At 70.6% G+C, this 25,307-nt stretch carries 20 protein-coding genes and 1 riboswitch; of the genes, 5 read left to right on the plus strand and 15 right to left on the minus strand.

Annotation, left to right across the window (positions count from 1 at the left end; translation table 11 throughout):
- The first annotated feature begins 311 nt into the window (after positions 1–311).
- Positions 312–1,577 carry a CoA transferase gene (locus GON06_RS02365; RefSeq protein WP_157310716.1) on the plus strand — a complete coding sequence of 422 codons (1,266 nt, stop codon included), beginning with the start codon at positions 312–314 and terminating at the stop codon, positions 1,575–1,577.
- A gap of 7 nt (positions 1,578–1,584) precedes the next feature.
- Here GON06_RS02365 and GON06_RS02370 read toward each other — a convergent pair whose 3' ends face one another.
- The 12 genes from GON06_RS02370 to thiM all read right to left on the minus strand — a co-directional run bounded on the left by GON06_RS02370 (position 1,585) and on the right by thiM (position 15,150).
- Entirely contained in the window at positions 1,585–2,385 is an 801-nt protein-coding gene (locus GON06_RS02370; protein ID WP_332837089.1) for a DUF4184 family protein, read from the minus strand.
- Positions 2,386–2,425: 40 nt separating this feature from the next.
- Complete coding sequence (tyrS, locus tag GON06_RS02375; RefSeq protein ID WP_332837090.1) at positions 2,426–3,727, minus strand: tyrosine--tRNA ligase; 1,302 nt, start codon at positions 3,725–3,727, stop codon at positions 2,426–2,428.
- 47 nt (positions 3,728–3,774) lie between these two features.
- Positions 3,775–4,467 carry a hypothetical protein gene (locus tag GON06_RS02380; RefSeq protein WP_157310717.1) on the minus strand — a complete coding sequence of 231 codons (693 nt, stop codon included), beginning with the start codon at positions 4,465–4,467 and terminating at the stop codon, positions 3,775–3,777.
- Positions 4,464–5,105 (minus strand): SatD family protein, encoded by a 642-nt coding sequence (locus GON06_RS02385; protein WP_157310718.1) that lies wholly within the window; start codon positions 5,103–5,105, stop codon positions 4,464–4,466. The genes GON06_RS02380 and GON06_RS02385 overlap by 4 nt, the downstream gene beginning before the upstream one ends.
- Before the next feature lie 87 nt (positions 5,106–5,192).
- Complete coding sequence (gene argH, locus GON06_RS02390) at positions 5,193–6,617, minus strand: argininosuccinate lyase (RefSeq protein WP_332837091.1); 1,425 nt, start codon at positions 6,615–6,617, stop codon at positions 5,193–5,195.
- Positions 6,614–7,585 carry an ornithine carbamoyltransferase gene (argF, locus tag GON06_RS02395; protein ID WP_157310719.1) on the minus strand — a complete coding sequence of 324 codons (972 nt, stop codon included), beginning with the start codon at positions 7,583–7,585 and terminating at the stop codon, positions 6,614–6,616. Before argF ends, argH begins: the two co-directional genes overlap by 4 nt.
- Positions 7,582–8,784, minus strand: a complete 1,203-nt coding sequence (locus GON06_RS02400; RefSeq protein ID WP_332837092.1) for an acetylornithine transaminase — start codon at positions 8,782–8,784, stop codon at positions 7,582–7,584. The genes argF and GON06_RS02400 overlap by 4 nt, the downstream gene beginning before the upstream one ends.
- 19 nt (positions 8,785–8,803) lie before the next feature.
- Positions 8,804–9,712 carry an acetylglutamate kinase gene (gene argB, locus GON06_RS02405; RefSeq protein ID WP_157310721.1) on the minus strand — a complete coding sequence of 303 codons (909 nt, stop codon included), beginning with the start codon at positions 9,710–9,712 and terminating at the stop codon, positions 8,804–8,806.
- Entirely contained in the window at positions 9,709–10,866 is a 1,158-nt protein-coding gene (gene argJ, locus GON06_RS02410) for a bifunctional glutamate N-acetyltransferase/amino-acid acetyltransferase ArgJ (protein WP_332837093.1), read from the minus strand. The genes argB and argJ overlap by 4 nt, the downstream gene beginning before the upstream one ends.
- Positions 10,863–11,915, minus strand: coding sequence for an N-acetyl-gamma-glutamyl-phosphate reductase (gene argC, locus GON06_RS02415; protein WP_157310722.1), 1,053 nt, complete (start codon positions 11,913–11,915; stop codon positions 10,863–10,865). The genes argJ and argC overlap by 4 nt, the downstream gene beginning before the upstream one ends.
- A 251-nt stretch (positions 11,916–12,166) precedes the next feature.
- Positions 12,167–14,305, minus strand: a complete 2,139-nt coding sequence (locus tag GON06_RS02420) for a bifunctional hydroxymethylpyrimidine kinase/phosphomethylpyrimidine kinase (RefSeq protein ID WP_157310723.1) — start codon at positions 14,303–14,305, stop codon at positions 12,167–12,169.
- Positions 14,302–15,150: a hydroxyethylthiazole kinase gene (gene thiM, locus GON06_RS02425; protein ID WP_157310724.1), complete on the minus strand. Its 849-nt coding sequence runs from the start codon at positions 15,148–15,150 to the stop codon at positions 14,302–14,304. Before thiM ends, GON06_RS02420 begins: the two co-directional genes overlap by 4 nt.
- A riboswitch (TPP riboswitch) is annotated at positions 15,142–15,235 on the minus strand. Its footprint overlaps the gene before it by 9 nt.
- Positions 15,236–15,326: 91 nt before the next feature.
- On the opposite strand from thiM, the gene GON06_RS02430 reads away from it, so the two are divergent.
- From GON06_RS02430 to GON06_RS02440, 3 genes are read left to right on the plus strand one after another with little or no spacing between them, the layout of a single operon-like run.
- Complete coding sequence (locus tag GON06_RS02430) at positions 15,327–15,932, plus strand: TetR/AcrR family transcriptional regulator (RefSeq protein ID WP_157310725.1); 606 nt, start codon at positions 15,327–15,329, stop codon at positions 15,930–15,932.
- A gap of 14 nt (positions 15,933–15,946) precedes the next feature.
- Positions 15,947–17,386: an MFS transporter gene (locus GON06_RS02435; protein WP_157310726.1), complete on the plus strand. Its 1,440-nt coding sequence runs from the start codon at positions 15,947–15,949 to the stop codon at positions 17,384–17,386.
- A gap of 32 nt (positions 17,387–17,418) precedes the next feature.
- Positions 17,419–18,639 carry a M20 metallopeptidase family protein gene (locus GON06_RS02440; RefSeq protein WP_157310727.1) on the plus strand — a complete coding sequence of 407 codons (1,221 nt, stop codon included), beginning with the start codon at positions 17,419–17,421 and terminating at the stop codon, positions 18,637–18,639.
- 84 nt (positions 18,640–18,723) lie between these two features.
- Here the strand turns inward: GON06_RS02440 and pheT are convergent, their stop codons facing one another.
- The 3 genes from pheT to GON06_RS02455 are packed head-to-tail and all read right to left on the minus strand — an operon-like array spanning position 18,724 to position 23,706.
- Positions 18,724–21,222 carry a phenylalanine--tRNA ligase subunit beta gene (pheT, locus tag GON06_RS02445; RefSeq protein WP_157310728.1) on the minus strand — a complete coding sequence of 833 codons (2,499 nt, stop codon included), beginning with the start codon at positions 21,220–21,222 and terminating at the stop codon, positions 18,724–18,726.
- Entirely contained in the window at positions 21,222–22,262 is a 1,041-nt protein-coding gene (gene pheS / locus GON06_RS02450) for a phenylalanine--tRNA ligase subunit alpha (protein WP_332837094.1), read from the minus strand. The genes pheT and pheS overlap by 1 nt, the downstream gene beginning before the upstream one ends.
- 25 nt (positions 22,263–22,287) lie before the next feature.
- Positions 22,288–23,706, minus strand: a complete 1,419-nt coding sequence (locus GON06_RS02455; RefSeq protein WP_157310729.1) for a GntP family permease — start codon at positions 23,704–23,706, stop codon at positions 22,288–22,290.
- Positions 23,707–23,799: 93 nt separating this feature from the next.
- Between GON06_RS02455 and GON06_RS02460 the strand changes: the two genes are divergently transcribed.
- Positions 23,800–25,305, plus strand: coding sequence for a gluconokinase (locus GON06_RS02460; RefSeq protein WP_157310730.1), 1,506 nt, complete (start codon positions 23,800–23,802; stop codon positions 25,303–25,305).
- Positions 25,306–25,307: the final 2 nt, after the last annotated feature.

A 25,307-nucleotide genomic window follows, 5' to 3' on the forward strand; every position in this document is an offset into this window, starting at 1 on the left:
AAGGATCGGACGCACCCACACACCCACCAGAACCTGATGGAGACGCGCAGGGCAACTTCACAACCATAACCGGCAGACCAGAGACTGTCAAAACAGTCTGTCCGGAGCCGGGACCTTCCATCGTAGACCCACGAAGCCGTGGGATCAAGTGATGGGAGGTGGTCCGCCGCTTGGAGGGGAGCTGGACCTTCCGGCCTTTCGCTCAACCGCTTGGGGCGAACATGTAATAACTTACGTGGATCCCGAGCATCCGGCAAATCCGCCTCCGTTCTCGGGCGTGTCGGGCCCGTCTCCCGGCGTAGCGTGGCGGCATGACGACTGTGCTGCGGCGGATCTGCGCGGACCTCGGGCTCGAGAGCGCGGTACCGGACGAACTGGCCGCTCCCCCGCATCCGGTGCCCCTGCCTTCGCGCCTCGGCACGGGGGAACTGGCCTGGTCCAGCGTCGTCTCCGCCGTGCTCGCAGCCGGCGGCACCCACGCCCCAGATCCCGACCGCATCGCCGCCTCCTACCGGAGCGCCGCGCTCCTGACGATCGACGGCATCGCGCCGAACGTCTGGGCTCCGCTCTCCGGTTTCTGGCGCACCTCGGACGGGTGGGTGCGCACGCACGCCAACTACCCGCATCACGCGGCGGCACTCCGTCGTGCGCTCGAACTGGACGAGGGTGATCCCGCCGCCGCGTTCGCCGACGGCAGCACCGCGTCGATCGTCGCCCGCATCACCAGTGCCGGCGGTCTCGCCGTCCCCGTCCTGCGAGAGGACCCCGTCCACGACACCGCGCTTCGCCGGGCACCTCTGGTCGAGATCGACATGCTCGACGCGGCATCCGTCGCCCGCGCACCCGTGACCGGCTCGCTCGCCGGCATCCGCGTCCTCGATCTCACCCGCGTTATCGCGGGCCCGGTGTGCACCCGCACCCTCGCCGCACTGGGCGCGGACGTGCTGCGCATCGATCCCCCACACCTGCCGGAACCCGAATGGCAGCATCTCGACAGCGGCCACGGCAAGCGGTCCGCGCTCCTGGACGCGCGCTCGACGCGGTTCGGCGAACTGCTCGACGCCGCGGACGTCGTCGTGCTCGGCTATCGGCCGTCCGGACTCGCGACGCTCGGGCTCTCCCCCGACGCGATCGCCGAGCGGTGTCCGGGAATCGTGATCGCGCAGCTCAGCGCGTGGGGCGTCGATCAGCCCGAGCGGCGCGGATTCGACAGCCTCGTGCAGGCGGAGTCCGGGATCGCGATGGTGGAGTCACCCGACGGCACGACCCCCGGCGTGCTGCCTGCGCAGGCACTCGACCACTCCGCCGGCTATCTGCTGGCGGCCGCGATCTGCATGGCGCTGCGCAGGCGCACCGGCCGCACGCAGCTCGTGCGCACGTCGCTGCGGCGGGTCGCCGCGGAGCTGCTCGGCATGTCGCGCAGCGAGGATCCCGGGCCGATGACCGTCGACGATCCCGCCGCGCACACCGAGGAGTTCCTCGTCGCGGGCCATCGCATCCGCACGGTCCGCTCCGCGCTGCCCGGGCATCCGCTCGCCGCGCCGCGCCCCTGGGGCGGCGACGAACCGACCTGGTGATCCGCGCTCACCGGTTTCCGGCGGCCACCTTCGCCGGCGTCCGGATCACGATCGCCGCGCACAGCACGAGCGTCGCCACGCCCCACAGACCGCACACCGGCGGAAGCGTCCGGTACGCGAGATGCGCGGGCGTGAACTGCGTGGTGAACGGCCCCCAGACCGCATAGCCCACGGCGGCCGCGAGCACCAGCGGCACGGGGAGCGCGACGATCCAGACGACGGGGATCCAGCGCGGCAGGGACTGCTCCGCGGCGCCGATCGGCCGACGACGCAGCCACAGCACCGCGTACACCGCCAGGACGATCAGGCCGATCAGCCCCGACCCGTACTGCAGCCACTTGTAGCCGAGGATGCTCCCCCACGACTCATCGAGGATCGGGAACGCCTGCACTCCCCAGCGCCCCTCGTGCGTGAACGAGTCCCACAGGATGTGCGAGGCGACGCCGATCATCAGCGAGGCCAGCAGAAGCAGCGGATACCAGGGCTTTCCGTCGCGCCAGAACGTCTGACGAACGGCATCCGCTCCCCTGCTCCGCCACTCGTCCGGCAGTCGCGCAGCGACGGATGCCGGCACCAGCTCGACGGATGCCGGGCGCAGCACCACTCGCCAGAGCAGCAGCAGCACCGCAGCGATCAGGCTCGTCCAGAGCAGGTTCGGCACCGCATGCAGGAACCCGTAGTCCGGACCGAGCCCCCGGAGGAACAGCGGCAGGTCCGGGGTCATGGCTCCGATCGCGATCGCCGCCGGCACCAGCGGCGTGCGCACGAAGGGCAGCGCGACGATCGCATGGCTCGGAGTGAAGGGCACGCGACGACGCTACCAACGACGCTCGCGCCCCTCCTGAGCGTCAGCCCCGGTACACCCCGGCGAGGGTCTTCTTGCCGCGGCGCAGCACGGAGACACCACCGGGAAGACCGAACGGGACGGTCGCATCGACGTCCTCGACGCGCTGCCCGTCGACAGACACGCCGCCCTGCGAGATCGCGCGGCGCGCCTCGGAGGCACTCGAGACCAGGCCGGTCGACACCAGCGCGTCGAGCACCGACGTGCCGGCATCCGCCGTCGCGTTCGGCAGCTCGTCGAGGGCCGTGCGCAGCGTCGCCGCATCCAGCGTCGCGAGATCACCCTGGCCGAACAGCGCCTCGGATGCCGCGATCACGGCTGCCGCCGCCTCCGCACCGTGCACCGTCGCGACGACCTCGAGGGCCAGACGCTTCTGTGCAGCGCGGCGGAACGGCTCGGCCTCCACCAGCTGCGCGTACTCGTCGATCTCGGCGCGGGTGAGGAACGTGAAGATCTTCAGCCGCTCGATCACGTCGGCATCGGCCGTGCCCAGCCAGAACTGGTACATCCGGTACGGGCTGCACATGTCGGCGTCCAGCCAGATCGCGTTGCCCTCGCTCTTGCCGAACTTGGTGCCGTCGCTGTTCGTGATCAGCGGCGTGCCGATCGCGTGTGCGGAGACGCCCTCGACGCGGTGGATCAGATCGGTGCCGCTGGTGAGGTTGCCCCACTGGTCGCTGCCGCCGGTCTGCAGCACGCAGTCGTACTGCCGGTACAGCTCGAGGAAGTCCATACCCTGCAGGATCTGGTAGCTGAACTCGGTGTAGCTGATGCCGGCATCGGAGTTCAGGCGCGCGGCGACCGCGTCCTTCTTCAGCATTGTGCCGACGCGGTAGTGCTTGCCGATCTCGCGCAGGAAGTCGATCGCCGACATCGGCGCCGTCCAGTCGAGGTTGTTCACGATGCGCGCCGAGTTCTCGCCCTCGAAGCTGAGGAAGCGCTCGACCTGGGCGCGCAGCCGGCCCACCCATTCCTCGACGGTCTCGCGCGTGTTCAGCGTGCGCTCGGCCGTCGGACGCGGGTCGCCGATCAGACCGGTCGATCCGCCGACCAGGCCGAGGGGCTTGTGCCCGGCGAGCTGGATGCGACGCAGCAGCAGCAGCTGCACGAGGTTGCCCAGGTGCAGGCTCGGAGCGGTGGGATCGAAACCGCAGTAATACGTGATCGGGTCCCCGGCGAGCAGCGCGCGCAGCGCTTCCTGATCGGTGGACACGTGGACGAGTCCGCGCCACAGCAGCTCGTCCCACACGTTCTCGAACGTGGGATCGAGCGCCACCGGCGCTGTCGTCAGAGCGGTTTCAGACACGCGCTCAAGGCTATCAGCGCGGTGCCCTCCGTCTCGCTCGCGCTCGCTCAAGGGCCGGTGTTCGCCGCCCACCACACCAGCAGCGCACCGCCGAGCGCCATCGCCCAGCTGACCAGGCTGCCCACCAGGAAGTACTCCGCGCGTGCTCCGGTCTCGCCGTCCTTGGAGATCTCCGGGAACCGCACGATGCCCTTCGCCGCGAGCAGCGCGGCGAGCAGCGAGTAGGCCGGTACGAGCATGAGCAAGAACGCGAGCACCCGCTCCAGCGGACCGATCAGCCGCCCGCCCTTGAAGCCGCCCTGATCCGCGGTCGGCTTCCAGGTGTGCTCGCCGGCCAGCGCTGCACGCACCACGACGTTGCCGGACTCCAGCAGGAAGACGACGGTGCCCAGCACCAGCACGGCCAGATCGAGCGAGACACGCCCGAACGGCGACTCGAGCAGCCATCCGCCGGGAGTGCGGTCGCCCAGCAGGACGACGCAGGCGACGGATGCCACGGCGAGGACCACCGCCGGCCAGAATCCCTGCCGTCCCTCCGGACGATCCGGCATGCTGAGCAGCCATGCCGCCGCACCGACGCCCGCGACGACCATGTACCCGGCGGCATTGCAGAACGAGCCGATCAGGATCAGCGCGAGCCCTGCGACGGCATAGCCGACCCAGCGCCGCCGAGCGGGAACGAATTGGCGCACCAGGTCGACGGCGCCGATCGCGAACAGCAGGAGTCCGGCGAGAATCATGCGCGCGTCCCGCGGAGCTGCTCGATGCCGGCGATCAGCGCGTTCGCCCCCGAACCGCGCAGCGCCTTGGACACGCTGGGCTGGGTGATCTGCTCCTGCGCCGCGAGATCCTGCTGCGACAGGCCCTCGAGCCTGCCGAGGGTCAGGCGCCTCGCGCGCGCGTTCATCTGGGTGACGATGTCGTCACGCAGCAGCAGGTAGGCGTTGTAAACGGCGATGGCGGAGGGCATGACCTCATCCTGGCCTGGAGCACCGACAATCCAGGTGCGGATGCCCGGCATGCCGCGCTGTCGCTCCTGCACGGACTCGATCGCGTCGCGAGCGGCGTACCAGGCGGTGCCGTCCGAGAGCTCGCGGTGCGCGGAGGAGACCGAGCGCACCTCGCCGATGCCGACTCCGAACCGGAACTCCACCCCCTCGGGCAGCGCGAGCTGCACCAGGAGCAGCGAGACCAGAGCATCCTCCAGCCGCGCGTAGACGCCCTGCTGCTCGTCGCCGACCGTGGGCCGGAGCGGCTGCAGCGCGAGCGGATGCCGCTCCTCGACGCGCGCGATGGTGTCGTCGAGCTGCTGCTGCGCAGCCGCCCGATCCTGCAGCCGGCGCGAGCCGACGATGTCTGCGATCACGGCGATGACCATGACATAACCATAACACGCATATTCTCAAATTATGCGTGTTATGGCTATTTCTCAGAGATATGCATGCATCGGGCATGCATGGTCGGATCAGAGTCCGAGTGCGTGCGCCGCCGCCTGGGCGCGCTCGATCAGCTCGCTGCGCTGCTCCGCCACACGCTCCGGTGCGGTGCCGCCCGCACCCGAACGGGATGCCACGGAACCCTCGATGGAGAGCACCTCGCGGACCTCGGGCGTCAGGTGCTCCGAGACCGACAGCAGCAGCTCGTCCGAGGCATCCTCCAGTCCGATCCCCCGCTCCTCGCAGGCGCGCACCAGCGCGCCGGAGACCTCGTGCGCATCGCGGAACGGCACCCGGCGCTTGACCAGCCACTCCGCGACGTCGGTCGCGAGCGAGAACCCCTGCGGCGCGAGCTCGGCCATCCGCCCCGTGTCGAACCGCAGCGTGGCGATCATGCCGGCGAACGCCGGCAGCACGACCTCGAGCGTGACGACAGAGTCGAACACCGGCTCCTTGTCCTCCTGCAGATCGCGGTTGTACGCCAGCGGCAGCGCCTTGAGCGTCGCGAGCAGACCGGTCAGGTTTCCGATCAGGCGCCCGGACTTGCCGCGGGCGAGCTCGGCGATGTCGGGATTCTTCTTCTGCGGCATGATGCTCGACCCGGTCGAGTACGCGTCGTCGAGGGTCACGAAGCCGAACTCGCGCGTGTTCCAGAGGATGATCTCCTCGGAAAGGCGAGAAAGGTCGATGCCGGTCATCGCCGTGATGAACGCGAACTCCGCGACCACGTCGCGGGCCGCGGTGCCGTCGAGGGAGTTCTCCGCCGGACGGTCGAGGCCCAGTTCGCGGGCCACCAGCGCAGGGTCGAGTCCCAGCGTCGAACCCGCCAGCGCACCGCCGCCGTACGGCGAGACGCCGGCGCGGCGGCGCCAGTCGACCAGTCGCTCGAGCTCGCGCACGAGCGGCCAGGCGTGCGCCTGCAGGTGGTGCGCGAGCAGCACGGGCTGCGCGTGCTGCAGGTGCGTGCGCCCGGGAAGGATCGCGTCCGGGTGCGCCTCGGCCTGTGCGACCAGGGCGTCGACGACCCGCAGCAGATCGCGGGCGATCACCTTCGCGTGGTCGATCAGATACATCCGCACCAGCGTGGCGATCTGGTCGTTGCGGCTGCGGCCGGCCCGCAGGCGGCCGCCCAGCTCGGCGCCGACCTCGGCGATGAGAGCCTTCTCGAGCGCCCCGTGCACGTCCTCGTCACCGGGATCGGGCAGCAGCGTGCCGTCCGCGATCTTCGCTGCGAGTGCATCGAGTCCGGCGTGCATCCGTGCGGCCTCATCGGCCTCCAGATACCCCGCGGCCTCCAGGGCCGTGGCGTGCGCGTGCGAACCCGCGATGTCGTAGGGCGCGAGGATCCAGTCGAAGTGCGTGGAACGGCTCAGCTCGGCCAGCTCGGGTGAGGGCCCGCCGGCGAAGCGCGCGCCCCAGAGCGCACCCTCGTTTGTGCCGTGGTTGTCGGTCACTTCGACTCGCTCCGCTCGCTCAGTGCATCGCACGCTTCTGCCGCCTCCTGCTTGTCGAGCAGCCACACCAGCAGCGCCTTCTGCGCGTGCAGGCGGTTCTCGGCCTCGTCCCAGACGACGCTCTGCGGCCCGTCGATGACCTCGGAGTCGACCTCGTAGCCGCGGTCGGCGGGCAGGCAGTGGATGAAGATCGACTCGGGGTCGGACAGGCTCATGATCTCGGAGGTCACCTTGAACCCGCCGAGGTCGCGCAGGCGCTGCTTCTTCTCCTCCTCCTTGCCCATCGACACCCAGGTGTCGGTCACGATCACATCGGCGCCGAGTGCGGCCTCGCGGGGATCGTCGAGCAGGGTGACCGAGCCGCCGGTCTCGGCGGCGCGGCGCTCGGCGTCGACCACCACGTCCGCGCGGGGCGCGTACGCCTCGGGTGAGGCCATGCGCACGTGCATCCCGGCGGTGACGCCGGCCAGCAGGTAGGAGTGCGCCATGTTGCTGCGGGCGTCACCGAAGAAGGTCAACGTGAGATCGGCGAGCTCGCCCTTGTGCTCGCGGATCGTGAGCAGGTCCGCCAGCAGCTGGCAGGGGTGGAAGTCGTCGGAGAGCGCGTTGATCACCGGCACGCGGGTGCCGCGGGCCATCTCCTCCAGACCCGACTGGGCGTAGGTGCGCCACACGATCGCGGCGACCTGGCGCTCCAGCACCCGGGCGGTGTCGGAGGGGGTCTCCTTGCCACCGAGCTGGCTGTTCGCCGTCGAGATGATCAGCGGCGAGCCGCCCAGGTCGGCGATGCCGACCGCGAACGACACGCGGGTGCGGGTGGACGACTTGTCGAAGATCACGGCCACGGTCTGCGGACCCGCCAGCGCCTTGTTCGCCCAGCGGTCCTTCTTCAGCTCGAGCGCGAGATCGAGGATCTCGGCCTGCTCGGCGGGGGTCAGGTCGTCGTCGCGCAGCAGGTGGCGGGTCATGCGGGGGTCTCCGTAGGGGTGAGAGTGGATGCCACGGCGCCGAGCGCCTGGCCGAACAGGTCGAGGAACTCCGCCACCTCGGCGTCGCCGATCGTGTAGGCGGGGGCGATGCGGATCGCGTCCTCGGTGGGGGCGTTGATGATGAGCCCGCGCGCCTGCGCGGCCTCGCGCACCGCGGCGGCGACCGGATGCGACAGGGTGATGCCGATCAGCAGACCCGCACCGCGGGTGCCGGTGACGAGCGGCAGGTTCTCGACGCCGGCGCGCAGCTCGGCGCCGCGCTCGTTCACGTTCGCGAGCAGGTCCTCGTCCTCGATGTGGCCGAGCACCGCGTTCGCCACCGCCGATGCCAGCGGGTTGCCGCCGAACGTCGAGTTGTGCGTGCCGGGGTAGAAAAGGTCGCTGGCGGCGCCGAAGGTGACGAGCGCGCCGAGCGGGAAGCCCGCACCGATGCTCTTCGCCAGTGTGATGGCGTCAGGGGTGACCCCGAATCGCTGGAACGCGAACCACTCGCCCGTGCGTCCGGATCCGGTCTGCACCTCGTCGAGGATCAGCAGTGCGCCGTGCTGCGTCGCGAGCTCACGGGCCCGCCGCAGGAAGCCGTCCGGCAGCTCGATGACGCCCGCCTCGCCCTGGATGGGCTCGATGAAGATCGCCGCGACGCTGTCGTCGAAGGCCGCCTCGAGACTCTCGATCGAATGCTCGACGGTGCGGACGTCCGGCACGGCCGGCTGGAACGGGTCGCGGTAGATCGCCTTGGGCGTCAGCGAGAGCGCACCCATCGTGCGGCCGTGGAACGCTCCGTCGAGCACCAGGATCGTGGTGCGGCCGGTCTCGCGCCCGTGCAGGCGGGCGAGCTTGATCGCCGTCTCATTGGCCTCGGTGCCGGAGTTCGTGAGGAACACCCGGCCCTGCTCCCCCGTGCCGGCGAGCCGCTTCAGCCGTGCGGCGAGCTCGAGCTGCGCCGGCGAGGCGAAGTAGTTCGAGATGTGCGTGAGCGTCGCCGCCTGGCGCGACACGGCCTCGACGAACACAGGATGCGCGTGCCCGAGGCAGTTCACGGCGATGCCGCCGAGGAAGTCCAGGTAGCGGGTGCCGTCGGCGTCCCACACGTGCGAGCCCTCGCCGTGCGTGAGCAGCGCGAGGCGCCCGCCCAGGCTCATCAGGTCGCGGGATGCTTCGTTCTGCCAGTCACTCACTTCGTCTCGCTCCGCTCGCTCAGTGCGACGCATCCGCCACCACTTCCGTTCCGATTCCCTTGCTTGTGAACAGCTCGACGAGCACCGAGTGCGGTACCCGGCCGTCGATGATCGCCGCGGCGTCGACGCCGCTCTCGACCGCGTCGAGGCAGGCCCGCATCTTCGGGATCATCCCCGACTCCAGCCGCGGCAGCATCTCGGTGAGCGCGCTCGAGGTCAGGTGCGAGACGAGCGAGTCGCGGTTCGGCCAGTCCGCGTACAGGCCGGGCACGTCGGTGAGGATCACGAGCTTGCGCGCGCCCAGCGCCACGGCGAGGGCGGATGCCGCGGCATCCGCGTTCACGTTCAGCGACTGCCCCGGGTGGTCGAGATCCGGCGCGATCGACGACACGACCGGGATGCGGCCCGCGGCGAGGTGGTCGAGCACGGGCGTGGGGTCGACCTGCACGACGTCGCCGACGCGGCCGAGGTCGACCTCTTCGCCGTCGATCATGACGCCGCGGCGGCGCCCGCCGAACAGTCCGGCGTCCTCACCGCTCAGGCCGGTCGCGATCGGGCCGTGCGAGTTGATCTTGCCGACCAGCTGCGGGTTGACCTGCCCGGTGAGCACCATCCGGACGACGCTGATCGCCTCGGTGTTGGTGACCCGGTAGCCGCCCTTGAACTCGCTGGGGATGTCGAGCCGATCGAGCATGTTCGAGATCTGCGGGCCGCCGCCGTGCACCACCACGGGCTGCACGCCGACGTAGCGCAGATAGGCGATGTCCTGGGCGAAGGCGTCCTGCAGCTCATCGCTGACCATGGCGTTGCCGCCGTACTTGACCACGACGATCTGGTCGCGGAACTTCTTCAGCCACGGCAGCGATTCGATGAGCGTGGCGGCCTTCCCGGCGGCCACGTCGGGCGGGGTGTCCTGCAGATCTGTCATGAGGAGTAGGCGCTGTTCTCGTGCACGTAGTCGTGGGTGAGGTCGTTGGTGAGGATCGTGGCCGTCTCGTCTCCGACCTTCAGGTCGATGATGAGATCGGTCGCGCGCGGGGTCAGGTCGACCTCCTCGCGGGGGCGATCCGGGCCTCCTGCGGTGCAGACGCGGACGCCGTTCATGAAGACGTCGGTGTCGTACGGGTCGAACTCGGCGTTCGTGGTGCCGATCGCGGCGAGCACACGCCCCCAGTTCGGGTCGTTGCCGAAGATCGCGGCCTTGAAGAGGTTGTTGCGGGCGACAGAGCGGCCCACCTCCACGGCGTCGACGACGGATGCCGCACCGCGGACCTCGATCGTGATGTCGTGGCTCGCGCCCTCGGCATCCTGCTGCAGCTTCTTGGCCAGCTGCGCGCACAGGTCGGCGAGCGCCTCGTCGAAGGCGTCCAGGTCGGGCTTCACGCCGCTGGCGCCGTTGGCGAGCAGCGTGACCTGGTCATTGGTCGACATGCAGCCGTCGGAGTCGAGGCGGTCGAAGGTGGTGCCGGTGGCGCGGCGCAGCGCGGCATCCGCCTCGTGCGCCTCGAGATCGGCGTCGGTCGTGATCACGACGAGCATCGTGGCCAGGCCCGGAGCCAGCATCCCGGCTCCCTTCGCCATGCCGCCGATGGTCCAGCCGTCACCGCTCACGACGGCGGTCTTCGAGACGGTGTCGGTGGTCATGATCGCCTCGGCGGCGGACTGACCGCCGTCGGCCGACAGCCCGGCGATCCCGCGCTCGACTCCGTCGAGCACCTTGGCGCGGAAGCCCTCGTCGCCGGTGCCGATGAGGCCGGTGGAGCAGACCACGATGTCGCCGGCGCTCACACCCAGCAGCTCGGCGGTCTTCTCCGCGGTGAGATGGCTGGTCTGGAAACCGAACTCGCCGGTGAAGCAGTTCGCTCCACCGGAGTTGAGCACGACGGCCTCCACGACCTTGTCGGCGACGACCTGCTGCGACCACAGGATCGGGTTGGCCTTGGCGCGGTTGCTGGTGAACACGGCGGTGCCGATCTTGCGCGGGCCGCGGTTCACGACCACGGCGACGTCGGGCTTCCCTGTCGACTTCAGGCCGGCGGCGACGCCGGCCGCCTCGAAACCCTGGGGTGCGGTGACGGTCACGGTGCGACTCCGTTCACGGTGAGGGCGCGGTCCTCGGGAAGGCCGAGCGCGATGTTCATGGACTGGACGGCAGCGCCTGCGGTGCCCTTGACGAGATTGTCGACGGCGGTCACCACGGTGACGCGGTTCGCGGCGCGGTCGATCGCGAGTCCGATCAGCGCGGTGTTCGCGCCGAGCACGTCCGCGGTGCGCGGGAAGTGCCCCTCCGGGAGCAGCTGCACGAAGGTCTCGTCGCCGTAGGCCTGCTGCCAGGCGTCCCGGATGTCGGAGTCGCTCGCACCGGGCACGATCGGCGCCGTCGAGGTGGCGAGGATGCCGCGGGCCATCGGCACGAGCACTGGTGTGAAGGAGATGCGGATGCCGTTGCCCGCGACCCCGCCAGCCGCGGCGAGGGCCTGGCGGATCTCGGGGATGTGCCGGTGGGTGCCGCCGACGGCGTAGGGGTTGGCGGTGCCGAGCAGTTCGCTGCCGAGCAGGTGCGGCTTGAGGCTCTTACCCGCTCCGGACGGCCCGACCGCGAGCACGGTGACGATGTCGCCCGGATCGATGATGCCCGCGGCGACGCCGGGAGCGAGGCTGAGGCTCACGGTCGACGCATTGCAGCCCGGGGCGGCGATGCGGGTGGCTCCGCGCAGGTACTCGCGCTGCTTCACACCGTCGACGGTGAGCTCGGGCACGCCGTAGGTCCATGGCTCGTGGAAGCCGCCGCCGTAGAACGCGTCCCAGGCATCCTGTGAGGTGAGCCGGTGATCGGCGCCCGCGTCGATCACGAGGGGCGCGTCGCCGAGCGCGTCGGTGTACTGCCCGGACTGTCCGTGCGGCAGCGCGAGGAAGACGATGTCGTGCCCGGAGAGGATCTCGGGGGTGGTGTCCTGCAGCGTCAGGTGGGCGAGCGAACGCAGGTGCGGCTGGTGCTGCACGAGCGGCTGGCCGGCGTTGGAGTGTGCGGTGACGGTGCGGATCTCGATGTCGGGATGCGCGGCGAGGAGGCGCAGGATCTCGCCGCCCGCATAGCCGGAAGCGCCGGAGACGGCGACGGAAAACGTCATGGATCTACCTTAACGGTCGGAGGTGGGGAGGACCGGGGCGGCGACACCGGCACTCTCCCCGTCCGAACGCAGGACGGGAGCGCAGGGTCGCCTAGAGTCGGCGGCCGCTGCGGCGTCGGCGCACAGGAGCAGCGCTCACCACGCACTTCGTCTCGCTACGCTCGCTCAGGAACCGCGAGGCGGGAGCGATGACGGCCGAAGGCATGTCGCGACGATATCGCCCTCGTCGCGGCATGCGCAAATCCCGGTCGTCACAGAACTGCGGCGGCCTCCGGCAGCGGAGCGGCGAAGAAGTCCAGCTCGAGCTGCGCGGCGCGCTCGAACGCCGCGTACATGCGAGCGCGCGTCTCAGGCGCGGCATCCGCCGCCGCTGCGGTCACGATCGCGATCGCGCGCCGGTTCGCCTCGGCGAACGCGGGATCGGCATAGGTCGCGAGCCAGGATGCGTAGGGATGGTCGGGGTCCAGCGCGTGGGCGCCGAAGTCGCCGGCGCCGAGCCTCTCCCCCAGATCGGCGTACAGCCAGTAACAGGGCAGCACGGCCGCGACGAGCTCCGCGTAGTCACCGCCGAACGCGACCGACCGGAGATGGTCGAGATAGGCGGTCGTCACCGGGCCAGGATCCGCCGCGAACGTGCGTTCCTCGCTCAGCCAGGACTCGTGCAGTTCGAGCTCGCCTGCGATCGCGCCCTGCGCCCCCTGCGCCCAGAACGCCTGCTCCGTGGAGGTCGGGGCCAGAGACGCCGCGGCCGCCAGCACTCGTGCGTACTCGCGCAGGTACAGCGCGTCCTGTCCGAGGTAGAAGACGAACGCGTCCCGCGGCAGCGTGCCGTCGGCGAGGGCTCGGATGAAGGGCAGGTCGTCGATCCCACGGCGGATGCCGGCGATCCGCTGCCACCAGTCGTCGGCGACACGCTCCGCGGTCGGCACCGTGTCGATCCCGCCGCGCGCCCAGAGGCCCGCGAAGTGCGACACCGGGCCATGGCCGCGGCCGACGTCGAGGTCGGAGCCGGCGGCGATCGACTCGCGCAGCCACGCCCGTGCCTCGGCGACCGCCGTCGGCCAATCGGCGCCTCGCGCGCGACGCGAGGCGAGGGCCGACGAGAGCGAGCATCCGGTGCCGTGCGTGTTGTCCGTGACGATCCGCGGATCGGAGAACGCAGCGAGCGCACCGTCGGGGCCGACCAACGCGTCCGGCGCATCGGCGGAATCCAGGTGCCCGCCCTTGACCAGCACCAGCACTCCGTACCGCTCCGAGAGACGGGCGGCCTGTTCCAGCGCCTGCTCCCAGTCGCCTGCCTGGGGCTCACCGGCGAGCACAGCCAGCTCGGGCAGGTTCGGCGTGACGACGTCGGCCAGCGGAAGCAGCCCGCGCAGCGCGTCCTCGGCGGCGGCGTCCAGCAGCCTGTCACCGCTGGTGGCGACCATCACCGGGTCCAGGACCACGGTCTCGGGGCGCACCCGGTCGAGCCATTCCCGCACCGTGCGGATGATCTCCGCGTCTGCGAGCATCCCGATCTTCACGGCGTCGATGTCCACGTCGTCGGCGAGCGCGTCGAGCTGCTCGCCGAGGAAGTCCGCCGGCGGCACGTGCACGCTGCGCACGCCCTGCGTGCTCTGCGCCGTCAGCGCGGTGATCGCCGCCATGCCGTAGCCGCCGTTCGCGGCGATCGACTTGAGGTCGGCCTGGATGCCGGCACCGCCGGACGGATCGCTGCCGGCGATGCTCAGCACCCGCGGCGCACGGCCGCCGTGCCAGGCGCGCAGGAACGCACGGCTCGTGGCTCGCGGGTCGTCGGCGGCGCAGATCGCGGAGACCACCGCGACGCCCGCGGCACCCGCTGCGCGCAGCGGGGCGACGTCATCGAGGCCGATCCCGCCGATCGCGACGCACGGCAGCGGGCTGTGCGCGGTGAAGGCGGCCCATCCGTCCACGCCGAGTGCCGGCGGATGGTTGGCCTTGGTCGTGGTCGGATGCACGACCCCGACGCCCAGATAGTCGACCGTTCCGGCGGGCAGCGCGCGCGCCGCGTCGAGGTGCTCGGGTCGGTTCGCGGTGAGGCCGACGATCGCGTCCGGTCCGAGCGCCGCGCGGGCGTCCAGCACCGAGGCGTCGGACTGACCGACGTGCACCCCGTCGACGCGCGCACCGCGGCGGCGGGCCTCGAGTGCGGCATCGAGCCGATCGTCGACGACGAGCAGGGCACGCCCGTCGATCACGGCAGAGAGCTCGACGAGCTGCTCCACGACCTCGGCATCCGTCGCGTGCTTGTCGCGCAGCTGCACGATACGTGCGCCGCCCGCGACGGACTCCGCGACGACCACGGCGACTCCGCGAGGGCCGCTCAGCGCGGCATCCGTGACCAGGTAGAGCGAGAGGTCGAGGCTCATCGTGCGACCTCCAGCGCGACGACGTCGACGCGGGCGTCCGCCACATCCGCCGGCGAGACCGCGGCGAGCGCGTCGAGCAGGGCGACGGCGAAGCTGCCCGGTCCGTCGGACACTGCGGCGGCGCGTTCCGCGGCGATCTCGTAGACGACGGAGGCTGCAGCGACGACGTGCAGCGCCGGGATGCCCGTGCCGCGCGCCGCGCCGAGGAACGCCGCCATCACGGCGCCGAGGGCGCAGCCGCCACCGGTGACCCGGGTGAGCAGGGCGGTGCCGTTGGCGATGCGCACCTCGCTCTCACCGTCGGTGAGCAGGTCGACGGGGCCGGAGACGGCGACGACGCTGCCGTGCTCGCGCGCCAGATGCCGGGCGGCGTCGGATGCGGCATCCGTGTCGTCGGTCGCGTCGACGCCACGACCGCCGGCGCTGAGTCCGGCGAGGGCGAGGATCTCGGAGGCGTTGCCCCGGACGGCTGTGGGCCGGCGCCCCACCAGGTCACGGGCCAGATCGGTGCGGATCGGGAGCACCCCGATCGCCACCGGGTCGAGCACCCACGGCGTGCCGGCGGCGGATGCTCCGCCCACCGCCTCCAGCATCGCCGCGCGCTGCTCCGGCGTGGGGGTGCCGAGGTTCACCAGCAGCCCGGAGGCGATGGAGGCGAACATCCCGGCCTCGCCGACGATGTCGACCATGGCCGGAGCCGCGCCGACGGCGAGCAGCACGTTGGCGGTGAAGCCGGTGACCACACTGTTGGTGATGCAGTGCGTCAGCGGAGGCGCTGCGCGCAGCGCCTCCAGCAGTCGGGCGGTGTCGTCGAGGACGGCGGACGGGTGCAGAGGATCGCTCATGGGCGACATCCCTTCGCTAGTACGAACTAGATCAGGTTCGACGGGTGTGTTCTCAGCCGCCGATGCGGCACCCCGTGTCACTGCGAGGCAGTCTATTCGTGCTCCCGGTGTCACCAGGACGACAAATATGAAACGAACCGTTCCGTTTCTGTCGAAATCCTGCTACCTTCCCCCACATGAGCGAAGAGGCTCGCCCCCGGGGCGGACGACCCAGAGACACCGATCTCACCGAGCGCATCCTCGAAGAGGCGCTGCGCGTGCTCACCGCGAGCGGATTCGCAGGACTGCGCATCGAGCAGCTGGCCGCCACGGTCGGCTGTGGCAAGGCCGCCGTCTACCGGAGGTTCAGCACCCCCGGTGAACTCGCCGCCGCCGCCATCGCACGCACACTCCCAGCCTCTGCCGAGTCGGTGGACAGTGGCGACGTCGTCTCCGATCTGATCGCGATCAACGACGAGATCACGAGCGGGCTGCAGCCCGATTCCGACGAGCGGAACGCGTCCGGCTCGCTGCTGTCCGCGATGCTCGCGCCCGAGGTGCGCCCGCACATCTGGGAGCGCTACTTCGCCGCTCGACGCGTCCGTGCCCGCGAGATCATCGCGCGCGGCAAGGAGCGCCGGCAGATCAGCCAGGACGTCGACGCCGACGACGTGATCGACGCCCTGTCCGGATACAGCCTCTACCGCTCATCCATGCGCGGAGTCGGTCTGGAGGATGCGCACACCCGCCGCATCGTCCAGCTCCTCCTCGGTGTATCGCCCGATGCACCGTCACCTATGTGAAAGAACACCCGTCCATGACCACACCCAGTACTCCCGCCGCAACGACGCAGCGGGTCGCCGCCGTCGTCGGGTTCCTCGTCTTCGTGGAGCTCACCAGCGGATTCATCCAGGGCTACTACCTGCCCTTGTTCGGCAAGATCGCCGAGCACCTCGGCGTGAGCGACGCCGACATCACCTGGTTCAACACCGTGCAGACCCTCGCCGCCGCCGTCTGCGTGCCCATCCTGTCCCGGCTCGGCGACATCTTCGGGCACCGCCTCATGCTCCGCATCGGCATCGTGCTGGTGCTCGCCGGCACCCTGCTCACCGCCCTCGCGCCGAACCTGCCCGTCATGCTCGCGGCGCGTCTGCTGATCGGGCCCCTCGCCGTCTGGCTCCCTCTCGAGATCGGAATCGTGCACAGCCGCGTCCAGGGCCAGTCCGGACGTCGTGCGGTCGGCATGCTCGTCTCCGCGCTGACGATCGGCGCTGTGGCCGGCTCGATCATCGGCGGCTTCGTGGGAGCAGCGATGCCCATCGTCCCTGCGCTGCTCGTCCCCGCGGCCGTGGTCCTCGTCTGCGCGATCATCGTTTTCACCGTGGTCCCCGAGTCCACCACGCGCACGCTGTCGAAGATCGACTGGCTCGGTTTCGCGCTCCTGGCCGTCGGCATGCTCGCGATCCTGTTCGGTCTGCGCAGCGCCCAGGGCGCCGGATTCGGAAACCTCACCACCATCGCCACGCTGGTCGTCGCCGCGGCGATCGTCGTGGGGTTCATCCTGTGGGAGCTGCGCGTCGCCAGCCCGGCGATCAACGTGCGGGTGGTCGCCTCTCGTGCGCTCTGGCCGGTGTACGCGACATCCTTCCTGTTCGGGATGAGCCTGTTCGGCACGCAGACCGTCATGACGACGTTCTACGCCGCCGACCCGGACGAGGTCGGCTACGGCTTCGCGCTGTCCTCCGGCGTGATCGGGCTGCTCACCGCGGCATCCGCCCTGGTGGCCGCCATCGGCGCCGCGCTCTTCGCGACGATCGCGGCGAGGACGACGATGCGAGGAGTGCTGATGCTCGGCGTCGGGCTCGCTGCCCTGGCGAACGTGCTGCTCGCGATCGGGCACGCGTCGCTGCCCACCGTGATCGCCACCGTCGCGCTGTCCGGCTTCGGCGGCGGCCTCCTGCTCGGCGCGCTCCCCGCACTGGTCGCCGAGCTGTCGCCGGCGACCGAGACCGGGATCGCCACCGGACTGTACAACACGCTGAAGACCCTCGGCGGTTCGGTCGCCGGTGCCGTGTTCGCCGTGGTCCTGAGCGCTTTCGCGCTGCCCGGCGCGCTCGCCTCATCCATCGGCGGTTACGTCACCGTGTGGCTGATCTGCGCTGCGGCGTTCGCGCTCGCGTTCGTCCTGCTGCTGCTCGTCCGGGTGCGGGGCACTCAGACGACGGCCCTGCACACAGTCGCCACCGAAGCCGCCTGACCCCTGACCGCATCAGAACACTAGGAGACATCATGACCCTCATCGACGACGCCACGACGACACTCGTCGACGACGCCGAAGCGCTGCTGCCCGATCTGCAGGAGCTGCGGCGCGATCTGCACCGCAACCCGGAGGTCGGGCTCGATCTGCCCTGGACCCAGCAGCGCGTGCTGCAGGCTCTCGAGGGCCTTCCGCTCGAGATCACGACCGGTGTGAAGACCAGCTCGATCACCGCCGTGCTGCGCGGCGGGAAGCCGGGTCGCGTGGTGCTGCTGCGCGGCGACATGGACGGCCTGCCCGTTCGCGAGGAGACCGATCTGGACTATGCCTCGACCACCGGCCGCATGCACGCCTGCGGCCACGATCTGCACACCGCCGGCCTGGTCGGCGCGGCACGGCTGCTCAGCGCCCGCCGCGAAGAGATCGAGGGCTCGGTCGTCTTCATGTTCCAGCCCGGCGAAGAGGGCTGCAACGGGGCATCCGTGATGATCGAGGAAGGCATCCTGGACGCCGCGGGCGAGCGCCCCGTCGGCTCCTATGCCATCCACGTCGGCCCCGGACCGCGCGGGATCGTCGCCACCAAGGCGGGCACCCTGCTGGCCGGTTCGAGCACCCTGCACATCACGGTGCACGGCAGGGGCGGGCACGGTTCCCAGCCGCAGAGCGCCGCGGACCCCGTGCTGCCGCTCTCGCTCATCGCCGCCCAGCTGCAGAGCATGATCACACGACGGTTCGACGCCTTCGACCCGGTGGTGATCAGCGTCACTCAGCTCAGCGCCGGTGAGGCGATCAACGTCATCCCGCCGTCGGCGACGCTCGGGGCGACGGTCCGCACGATGTCGCAGGCCGCGCTCGACGCCCTGCCCGGCTTCATCACGTCGCTCGCGGAGGGAATCGCCTCGGCCTACGGGTGCACCGCGGAGGTGGACTTCACCACCCAGTACATCCCGACCGTGAACGACGAGGCCGAGACCGAGTTCGTGATCGACGAGCTGCGCGAGCTCCTCGGCGAGGAGCAGGTGATCGTCGCCCCGCACGGCATGATGGGCTCGGAGGACTTCTCGTTCGTGCTCGCCGAGGTGCCGGGCACGTTCATCTCGCTCTCCTCGACCCCCGACGACGTCGAGCTCGCCACTGCCGCGATGAACCACTCGCCGCACGTGCTGTTCGACGACTCCGTTCTCGGGCGCGAAGCCGCCATCCTCGCCGGTCTCGCGATCGCCCGGCTCCGCAAGGCGGCCGCCGAGGGGTGATCCCCGGCACGCCTCGAACGCCCGAGACCCCGACTGATCCACGTGAATCAGCCGGGGTCTCGGCAATCAGCAGGGGTTCCGCGGTCAGTCGCGGATGCTGGCTCCGAAGCGCTCCGTGACGACGGCGACTCCGGCGAGCTTCGCCTCGGTCGCCTCGGCGGCGGTGAGGGTGCGGTCGTCCGCGCGGAAGCGCAGCGCGAAGCTCAGGCTCTTGAAGCCCTCGTCGAGACCCTCGCCGCGGTAGTCGTCCACGAGTCGCACCGACTCGAGCAGCTCACCGGAGCCGGCGATCAGCGCAGCGCGCACCTCGGCGGCCGGCACATCGGCCGGCAGCACCAGCGAGACGTCCTGCGTCGCCGCCGGGAACCCGGAGAGGGATGCCGCAACGATGCGCTCACCCGCCAGCGACAGCACGCGGTCGAGGTCGAGCTCGAGAACCGTGACGCGCCCGTGCAGATCGGCGTCCGCCGAGACCTGCGGGTGCAGCTCGCCGACGTAGCCGACCTCCTCGCCGCCTACGCTCAGCGCACCGGCACGACCGGGGTGCAGCGCGGCGCGCGACGTCTGGGTCACGTCGATCTCGACGCCCGCGGCGGATGCCACGACGCGGACCGCGTCGAGCGCCTCCGTGAGCCCGGCCGCCTCGGCAGCGCGACCGGGCTGGCGGGGCGCCGTGTTGCCGGCGAGCAGCACCGCGAGGTGCCGCGGCTGCGGCGGGATCGCGGCGTTCAGCTCGGCGAGCTTCTCGTCGGACGGGCGGACGCCGAGCGGCGGCACCTCGGCGGTGCCGTACTCGACCCCCGGCTCTGGCGTGAAGACGATGCCGGTCTCGAACAGTGACAGATCGGTGAGTCCGCGCGCCGCGTTGCGGTGCGCGGTCTGCACCAGGCCAGGGATCAGCGAGCGGCGCAGGAACGGCGCCTGGCCGTCCAGGGCGTTCGCCAGGCGGATGCTGGGCAGATGCTCCCCCGAGGCGGATCCGTGCAGGTCGTTCTGCTGCTCGTTCGTGAACGGGAACGCCGGCGTCTCGACGAATCCCGCTGCGGCGAGCGCGTCGGCCACGCGCCGCCGACCCTGCTGCAGCACGGTGTAGCCGCGCCCTGACGGCGGCACCGGCAGCACGGACGGAATGCGGTCCAGCCCGTGGATGCGGGCGACCTCCTCCGCGAGCGTCCACTCGTCGGTGAGGTCGGGGCGCCAGCTCGGCGGGGTGACCAGCCAGCCGGCATCCGTGGTCTGGACCGATGCGCCGATCGTCTCCAGCGCGCCGGCGATCTCGGCATCGGTGTACTCGACGCCGATGAGCCCCGGCACGAAGCCCGAGGGCAGCTCGATGGTGGCGGTGGCGATCTCGGCGAACAGCGCGCCACCCTCGTCGGTCAGCGTGCCGCCGGCGAGCTCGACCATGAGGTCGGCGACGCGGCGGGCCGCGACGAACGGGATGCGCGGGTCGACGCCGCGCTCGAAGCGCTTGGACGCCTCGCTGGGCAGCTTGTGCCGGCGCGCGGAGCGCGCGATCGTGACCTGGTCGAAGGTGGCGGCTTCGATGAGCACGTTCTGCGTGGTCTCGCTCATCTCGGTGGTGCCACCGCCCATCACGCCGGCGAGGCCGATCGGGCCCGAGCCGTCGGTGATGAGCAGGTCCTCGACGTGCAGGGTGCGCTCCTGACCGTCCAGGGTGACCATCTTCTCACCCGCCGATGCGCGACGCACGGTGATCGTGCCGTCGAGCTTGTCGAGGTCGTAGCCGTGCACCGGGTTGCCCAGCTCGAGCATCACGTAGTTGGTGATGTCGATGAGCACGCCCAGCGGGCGCATCCCGGCCAGCACGAGGCGCGAGACCATCCACGGCGGCGTGGGCCGGGACGGGTCGACGCCGCGCACGACGCGGGTGACGAACTCGGTGGCGCCCACGCGACCGCGGATCGGGTTCTCGTCGGCGATGACGGCCGTGTGACCGTCACCGGGGATGAGGTCGGCGGCGTCACGGTCGGCCGGGTCGCGGAAGGCCGCGCCGGTCGCGTGCGAGAACTCGCGGGCAACGCCGCGAATCGAGAACGCGTAGCCGCGGTCGGGCGTGACGTTGATGTCGACGGCGACGTCGTCGAGGCCGAGCAGCGCGATCGCGTCGGTGCCGACCTCGGGGTCGAGGCCAAGCGTGGACAGCACGATGATGCCGTCGTGCTCATCGCCGAGGCCCAGCTCGCGTGCCGAGGCGATCATGCCGTCGGACACATGACCATAGGTCTTGCGCGCCGCGATGGGGAACGGGCCGGGCAGCACGGCACCGGGCAGGGTCACGACGACCTTGTCACCGGCCACGAAGTTGTGCGCGCCGCAGACGATGCCCCGGGGTTCGGCCTCGCCGACGTCCACCTGGCACCAGTTGATGGTCTTGCCGTTCTTCTGCGGCTCCGGCTCGGCCGAGAGCACCCGGCCGACCACGACGGGACCGGAGATCTCGAAGCGATGGATGTCCTCCTCTTCGAACCCGACCGTCACCAGCGCCGCGAGGACGTCCTCCGGCGTGGCATCCGGTGCCACATCGACGTATTCACGCAGCCACGAGAGCGGGACGCGCATCACACCACCATCCCGAACTGCTCGCTGAAGCGCACATCGCCCTCTGCCATGTCACGCATGTCCTTCACGTCGCTGCGGAACATCAGCCCGCGCTCGACGCCCATCCCGAACGCGAAGCCGCTGTAGACCTCGGGGTCGATCCCCGCCGCGCGCAGCACGTTGGGGTTGACCATGCCGCAGCCGCCCCACTCGATCCAGCGCGCGCCGCCCTTGAAGGTCGGGTGCCACAGGTCGAGTTCGGCCGAGGGCTCGGTGAACGGGAAGTAGTTGGTGCGGAAGCGGGTCTTCGCCTCCGGCCCGAACATCTGCCGGGCGACGTGGTCGAGGGTGCCCTTGAGGTGCGCCATCGAGATGCCCTTGTCGATGACGAGGCCCTCGAACTGGGTGAACACCGGCAGGTGGGTCGCGTCGAACTCGTCGGTGCGGTACACGCGTCCGGGGCAGAGCACGTAGATCGGCACATCGCGGTCGAGCATCGAGCGCACCTGCACCGGGCTGGTGTGCGTGCGCATCACCAGGTGGCGGGAGGGCGGGTCCACGTAGAAGGTGTCCTGCTCCTGGCGGGCGGGGTGGTCCACGTCGAAGTTCAGGGCGTCGAAGTTGAACCACTCGTGCTCGAGCTCGGGGCCCTCCGCGATCTCCCAGCCCATGCCGACGAAGATGTCGCAGATCTGGTCCTGCAGCAGGGTCAGCGGATGCCGGGCGCCGACGCGGGTGCGCGAGGGCACCGCGGTGATGTCGACGCGCTCGGCCTCGAGGCGTGCGGCGGTCTCGGCCTCGGCGAGCTCGGCCTCCTTGGCCGCCAGCGCCTGGGTGACGCGACCGCGACCCTGGCCGATGAGCTTGCCGAACGTCGCCTTGTGCTCGGGCGCGACCTGGCGCATCGAGGCGTTCAGCACCGCGAGCGGCGATCCCTCGGCGACGTGGTCGTGGCGGGCCTGTTTCAGCTCTGCGGTGTCGGCGGCGGCGCCGATCGCTTCGAGCGCGGCGGCGACGGCGGATTCCACCGCCTCGGGCGTGATCTCTGGGGCATCTGACACGAGAACCGAGTCTACCGGCGCGCGGTCAGACGATCAGACCGAGCACCAGCACCCCCGCCAGCCCCACCACCGAGACCGCGCACTCCATCAGACTCCAGGTCTTGAAGGTCTGCCCGACCGTGAGTCCGAAGTATTCCTTCACCAGCCAGAAGCCGGCGTCGTTCACGTGCGAGAGGAACACCGAGCCCGCACCGATCGACAGCACCATGAGGGCGACGTGCGTGGCGCTGAGGTCGCCCACCAGCGGCGCCATGATCCCCGCCGCGGTGATGGTGGCGACGGTCGCGGATCCCGTGGCCAGGCGGATGACGACCGCCACCAGCCAGCCGGCGATCAGCAGCGGGATGCCGGAGCCGGCGATGCCGTTGCCGATCACCTGCCCGACGCCGGAGTCGACGAGAGTCTGCTTGAACCCGCCGCCCGCGCCCACGATCAGCAGGATCGAGGCGATCGGCGCGAAGGCCGCGCCGGTCTCCTTCGAGACCTCCGCCATCGAGCGGCCCAGCGCGGTGCCGAGCACGATCATCGCGTACAGCGACGTGATCAGCAGGGCCTGCAGCGGCGTGCCGATCCAGACCAGGATCTGTCCGAAGAGCGAGTCGTCGATCCCGGTCGCCTCGACCACGGTCATCAGCAGCATCAGCACCACCGGCAGCAGCACCACCGACAGTGCGACGCCGAACGACGGACGCCGGCGCTCCTCCCCGTCCCGATCGTCCACCGCGGTGAGCAGCTGGCTGGTGGCCTGGATGGGCACCCATCTGGCCATCGGCTTGGCGAGCACGGGACCGGCGATGATCACGGTGGGGATGGCGACGAGCAGACCGAACGCGAGGGTCAGTCCGAGGTTCGCGCCGAGGGCATCGATGGCGATCAGCGGGCCGGGGTGCGGGGGCACCAGGCCGTGCAGCGCGGAGAGGCCGGCGAGCGCGGGGATGCCGACGAGGATCACCGGCAGCTTGGCGCGCTTCGCGACCAGCATGACGATCGGGATGAGCAGCACCACCCCGACCTCGAAGAAAAGCGGGATGCCGATGATGAAGGCGGCGAACGCCATCGCCCAGGGCAGCCGCTTCAGCGGTGTCTTGGCGAGGATGGTGTCGACGATCTCGTCGGCGCCGCCGGATTCGGTGAGGAATCTGCCGATCACCGCACCCAGCACGATCAGTACGCCGACGCCGCCGACGGTGGAGCCCAGTCCGAGGGAGAACGAGGTGAAGGCGTGCTCAAAGCCCATGTTCGCCGCGATGGCCATCACCGCCGCGCCGAGCATCAGGGCGAAGAAGGGATGCATCTTCACCCAGACGATGAGCACGACGATCACGGCGATCGAGACGATCGCGGCGATGATGAGCTGCGTCGTGCCGGCGGCCGGTTTCACCGGATCCGCGAACGGCAGGAGCCCGCCGAGGACTGCTGACCCGGAACTCAAGGAAACGTGCATGACGAACTCCTCACTGCGGCGGGTCGACCTCGGCCCGTTCCGTACCGCACACGCTAGCGGACGGATAGGATCGGCCGCGAGAGGGGTGAGCAGATGGCGCACGAGGATGTCCCCACGACCCGCAGCATCACGATCGAGGATGCTCCTGATCCGTTCGTCCTCGCGATCGACATCGGCTCAGGCTCGACCAGGTGCTGTCTCTACGACGCCTACGCACGGCCGGTGAAGCGCCGCATGGCGAAGGCCGACCACCTGTTCACCGAAGCCGCGGACGGCACGGTCGAGATCGACGCCGATCAGGTCACCGCAGAGGTCGCCGACCTGATCGGTCAGGTCACCGAGGGTATCGCCCCCGGCCGCATCCGCGCCGTCGTGATGGACACGTTCGCCTCGTCCCTGGTGTGTGTGGACGCGGACGGGCACGCTCTGACGCCGTGCTTCACGTACGCCGACTCCCGGTCATCGGCGCACCTCGCGCAGCTCCGCGCGCGCCTCGACGAGACCGCCGTGCATCAGCGCATCGGCGCGCGTCTGCACACCAGCTATCACCCGCCCCGTCTGCTCTGGCTGCAGGACGAGTTCCCGGACGTCTTCGCACGGACGGCGAAGTTCCTCTCGCTCGGCGAGTACGTCTACGCCGTGCTGGCAGGCGTCGAGGGCGCCGCGACTTCCACGATGGCCTGGGCCGGCATCCTGAACCGGCACACCTGCGAGCTCGACGACGAACTGCTCGCCGAGGCGGGCGTCGACCGCTCGCGCTTCGCGCCGATCGTCGACCCCGATCAGCCGCTGACCGATGTCTCCCCCGCGGTCGCCGAGCGCTGGCCCGCCCTCGAGGGCGCCGCTTGGTTCCCCGCTGTGCCGGACGGCTACGCGTCGAACGTCGGTGTCGGCGCCGACACCCCGGATGTCGCGGCGATGTCCGCCGCCACCTCCGGCGCGATCCGCGTGATCGTCGACGGCACGCCCGAGGTACTGCCCGCCGGTCTGTGGGCGTACCGCGTCTCACGCTCGCAGTCGATCGTCGGCGGCGCGCTGAACGATGTGGGCCGCGTGATGCTGTGGCTGAAGGCCACGCTCGCCGCCGCGCCGCCCGAGGCGATCGAACAGGCGCTCACCGCTCCCCCTGCGGCGGGAACACCGCTGATGCTGCCGTTCCTCACCGGAGAGCGCGCCACCGGATGGGCGGGAGACGCTCGGGCGGTGCTCACCGGCGTGTCATCCTCGACGACGCCGCTGGATCTGTGGCGGGGCGCCGCCGAGGGCGTGGCGGTGTCGTACGCCCGGGTGTTCGCGCAGCTCGTCGAGGCGAACCCCGGAGTTCAGCGAGTGATCGCGTCCGGCGGCGTGACCGGGCACTTCCCCGGTCTGATGCGCGTCGTGACGCAGGCGATCGGGTTCCCGGTGCAGGTGGTGAACGTCAAGCGCGTGACCATGCGCGGCGCGGCCGTCATCGCGCTGTCCGTGCTCGACCCCGGCAGGCCGATGGCGCAGATCCCGCCGACCGATCCGGTGCTGCCGGATGCCGCGGAGCGTGAGTACTACGCCGACCTGCGTCGGCGCTTCACCGACGCGTACGACGCGGTGATCGCGCCGTAGCG

The sequence above is a fragment of the Microbacterium sp. MAH-37 genome, from assembly GCF_009758255.1.
In the GTDB taxonomy this organism is placed as follows: Bacteria; Actinomycetota; Actinomycetes; order Actinomycetales; family Microbacteriaceae; genus Microbacterium.

Coding starts and splice junctions, on each gene's coding strand:
- GON06_RS02455 (WP_157310729.1), bottom strand. CDS start 23,706: ATGCACGTTTCCTTGAGTTCCGGGTCAGCAGTCCTCGGCGGGCTCCTG.
- thiM (WP_157310724.1), bottom strand. CDS start 15,150: ATGAGCGATCCTCTGCACCCGTCCGCCGTCCTCGACGACACCGCCCGA.
- argB (WP_157310721.1), bottom strand. CDS start 9,712: ATGACAGATCTGCAGGACACCCCGCCCGACGTGGCCGCCGGGAAGGCC.
- GON06_RS02440 (WP_157310727.1), top strand. CDS start 17,419: ATGACCCTCATCGACGACGCCACGACGACACTCGTCGACGACGCCGAA.
- GON06_RS02365 (WP_157310716.1), top strand. CDS start 312: ATGACGACTGTGCTGCGGCGGATCTGCGCGGACCTCGGGCTCGAGAGC.
- pheT (WP_157310728.1), bottom strand. CDS start 21,222: ATGCGCGTCCCGCTCTCGTGGCTGCGTGAATACGTCGATGTGGCACCG.
- GON06_RS02420 (WP_157310723.1), bottom strand. CDS start 14,305: ATGAGCCTCGACCTCTCGCTCTACCTGGTCACGGATGCCGCGCTGAGC.
- GON06_RS02380 (WP_157310717.1), bottom strand. CDS start 4,467: ATGATTCTCGCCGGACTCCTGCTGTTCGCGATCGGCGCCGTCGACCTG.
- GON06_RS02385 (WP_157310718.1), bottom strand. CDS start 5,105: ATGGTCATCGCCGTGATCGCAGACATCGTCGGCTCGCGCCGGCTGCAG.
- argC (WP_157310722.1), bottom strand. CDS start 11,915: ATGACGTTTTCCGTCGCCGTCTCCGGCGCTTCCGGCTATGCGGGCGGC.
- GON06_RS02435 (WP_157310726.1), top strand. CDS start 15,947: ATGACCACACCCAGTACTCCCGCCGCAACGACGCAGCGGGTCGCCGCC.
- GON06_RS02460 (WP_157310730.1), top strand. CDS start 23,800: ATGGCGCACGAGGATGTCCCCACGACCCGCAGCATCACGATCGAGGAT.
- GON06_RS02430 (WP_157310725.1), top strand. CDS start 15,327: ATGAGCGAAGAGGCTCGCCCCCGGGGCGGACGACCCAGAGACACCGAT.
- argF (WP_157310719.1), bottom strand. CDS start 7,585: ATGACCCGCCACCTGCTGCGCGACGACGACCTGACCCCCGCCGAGCAG.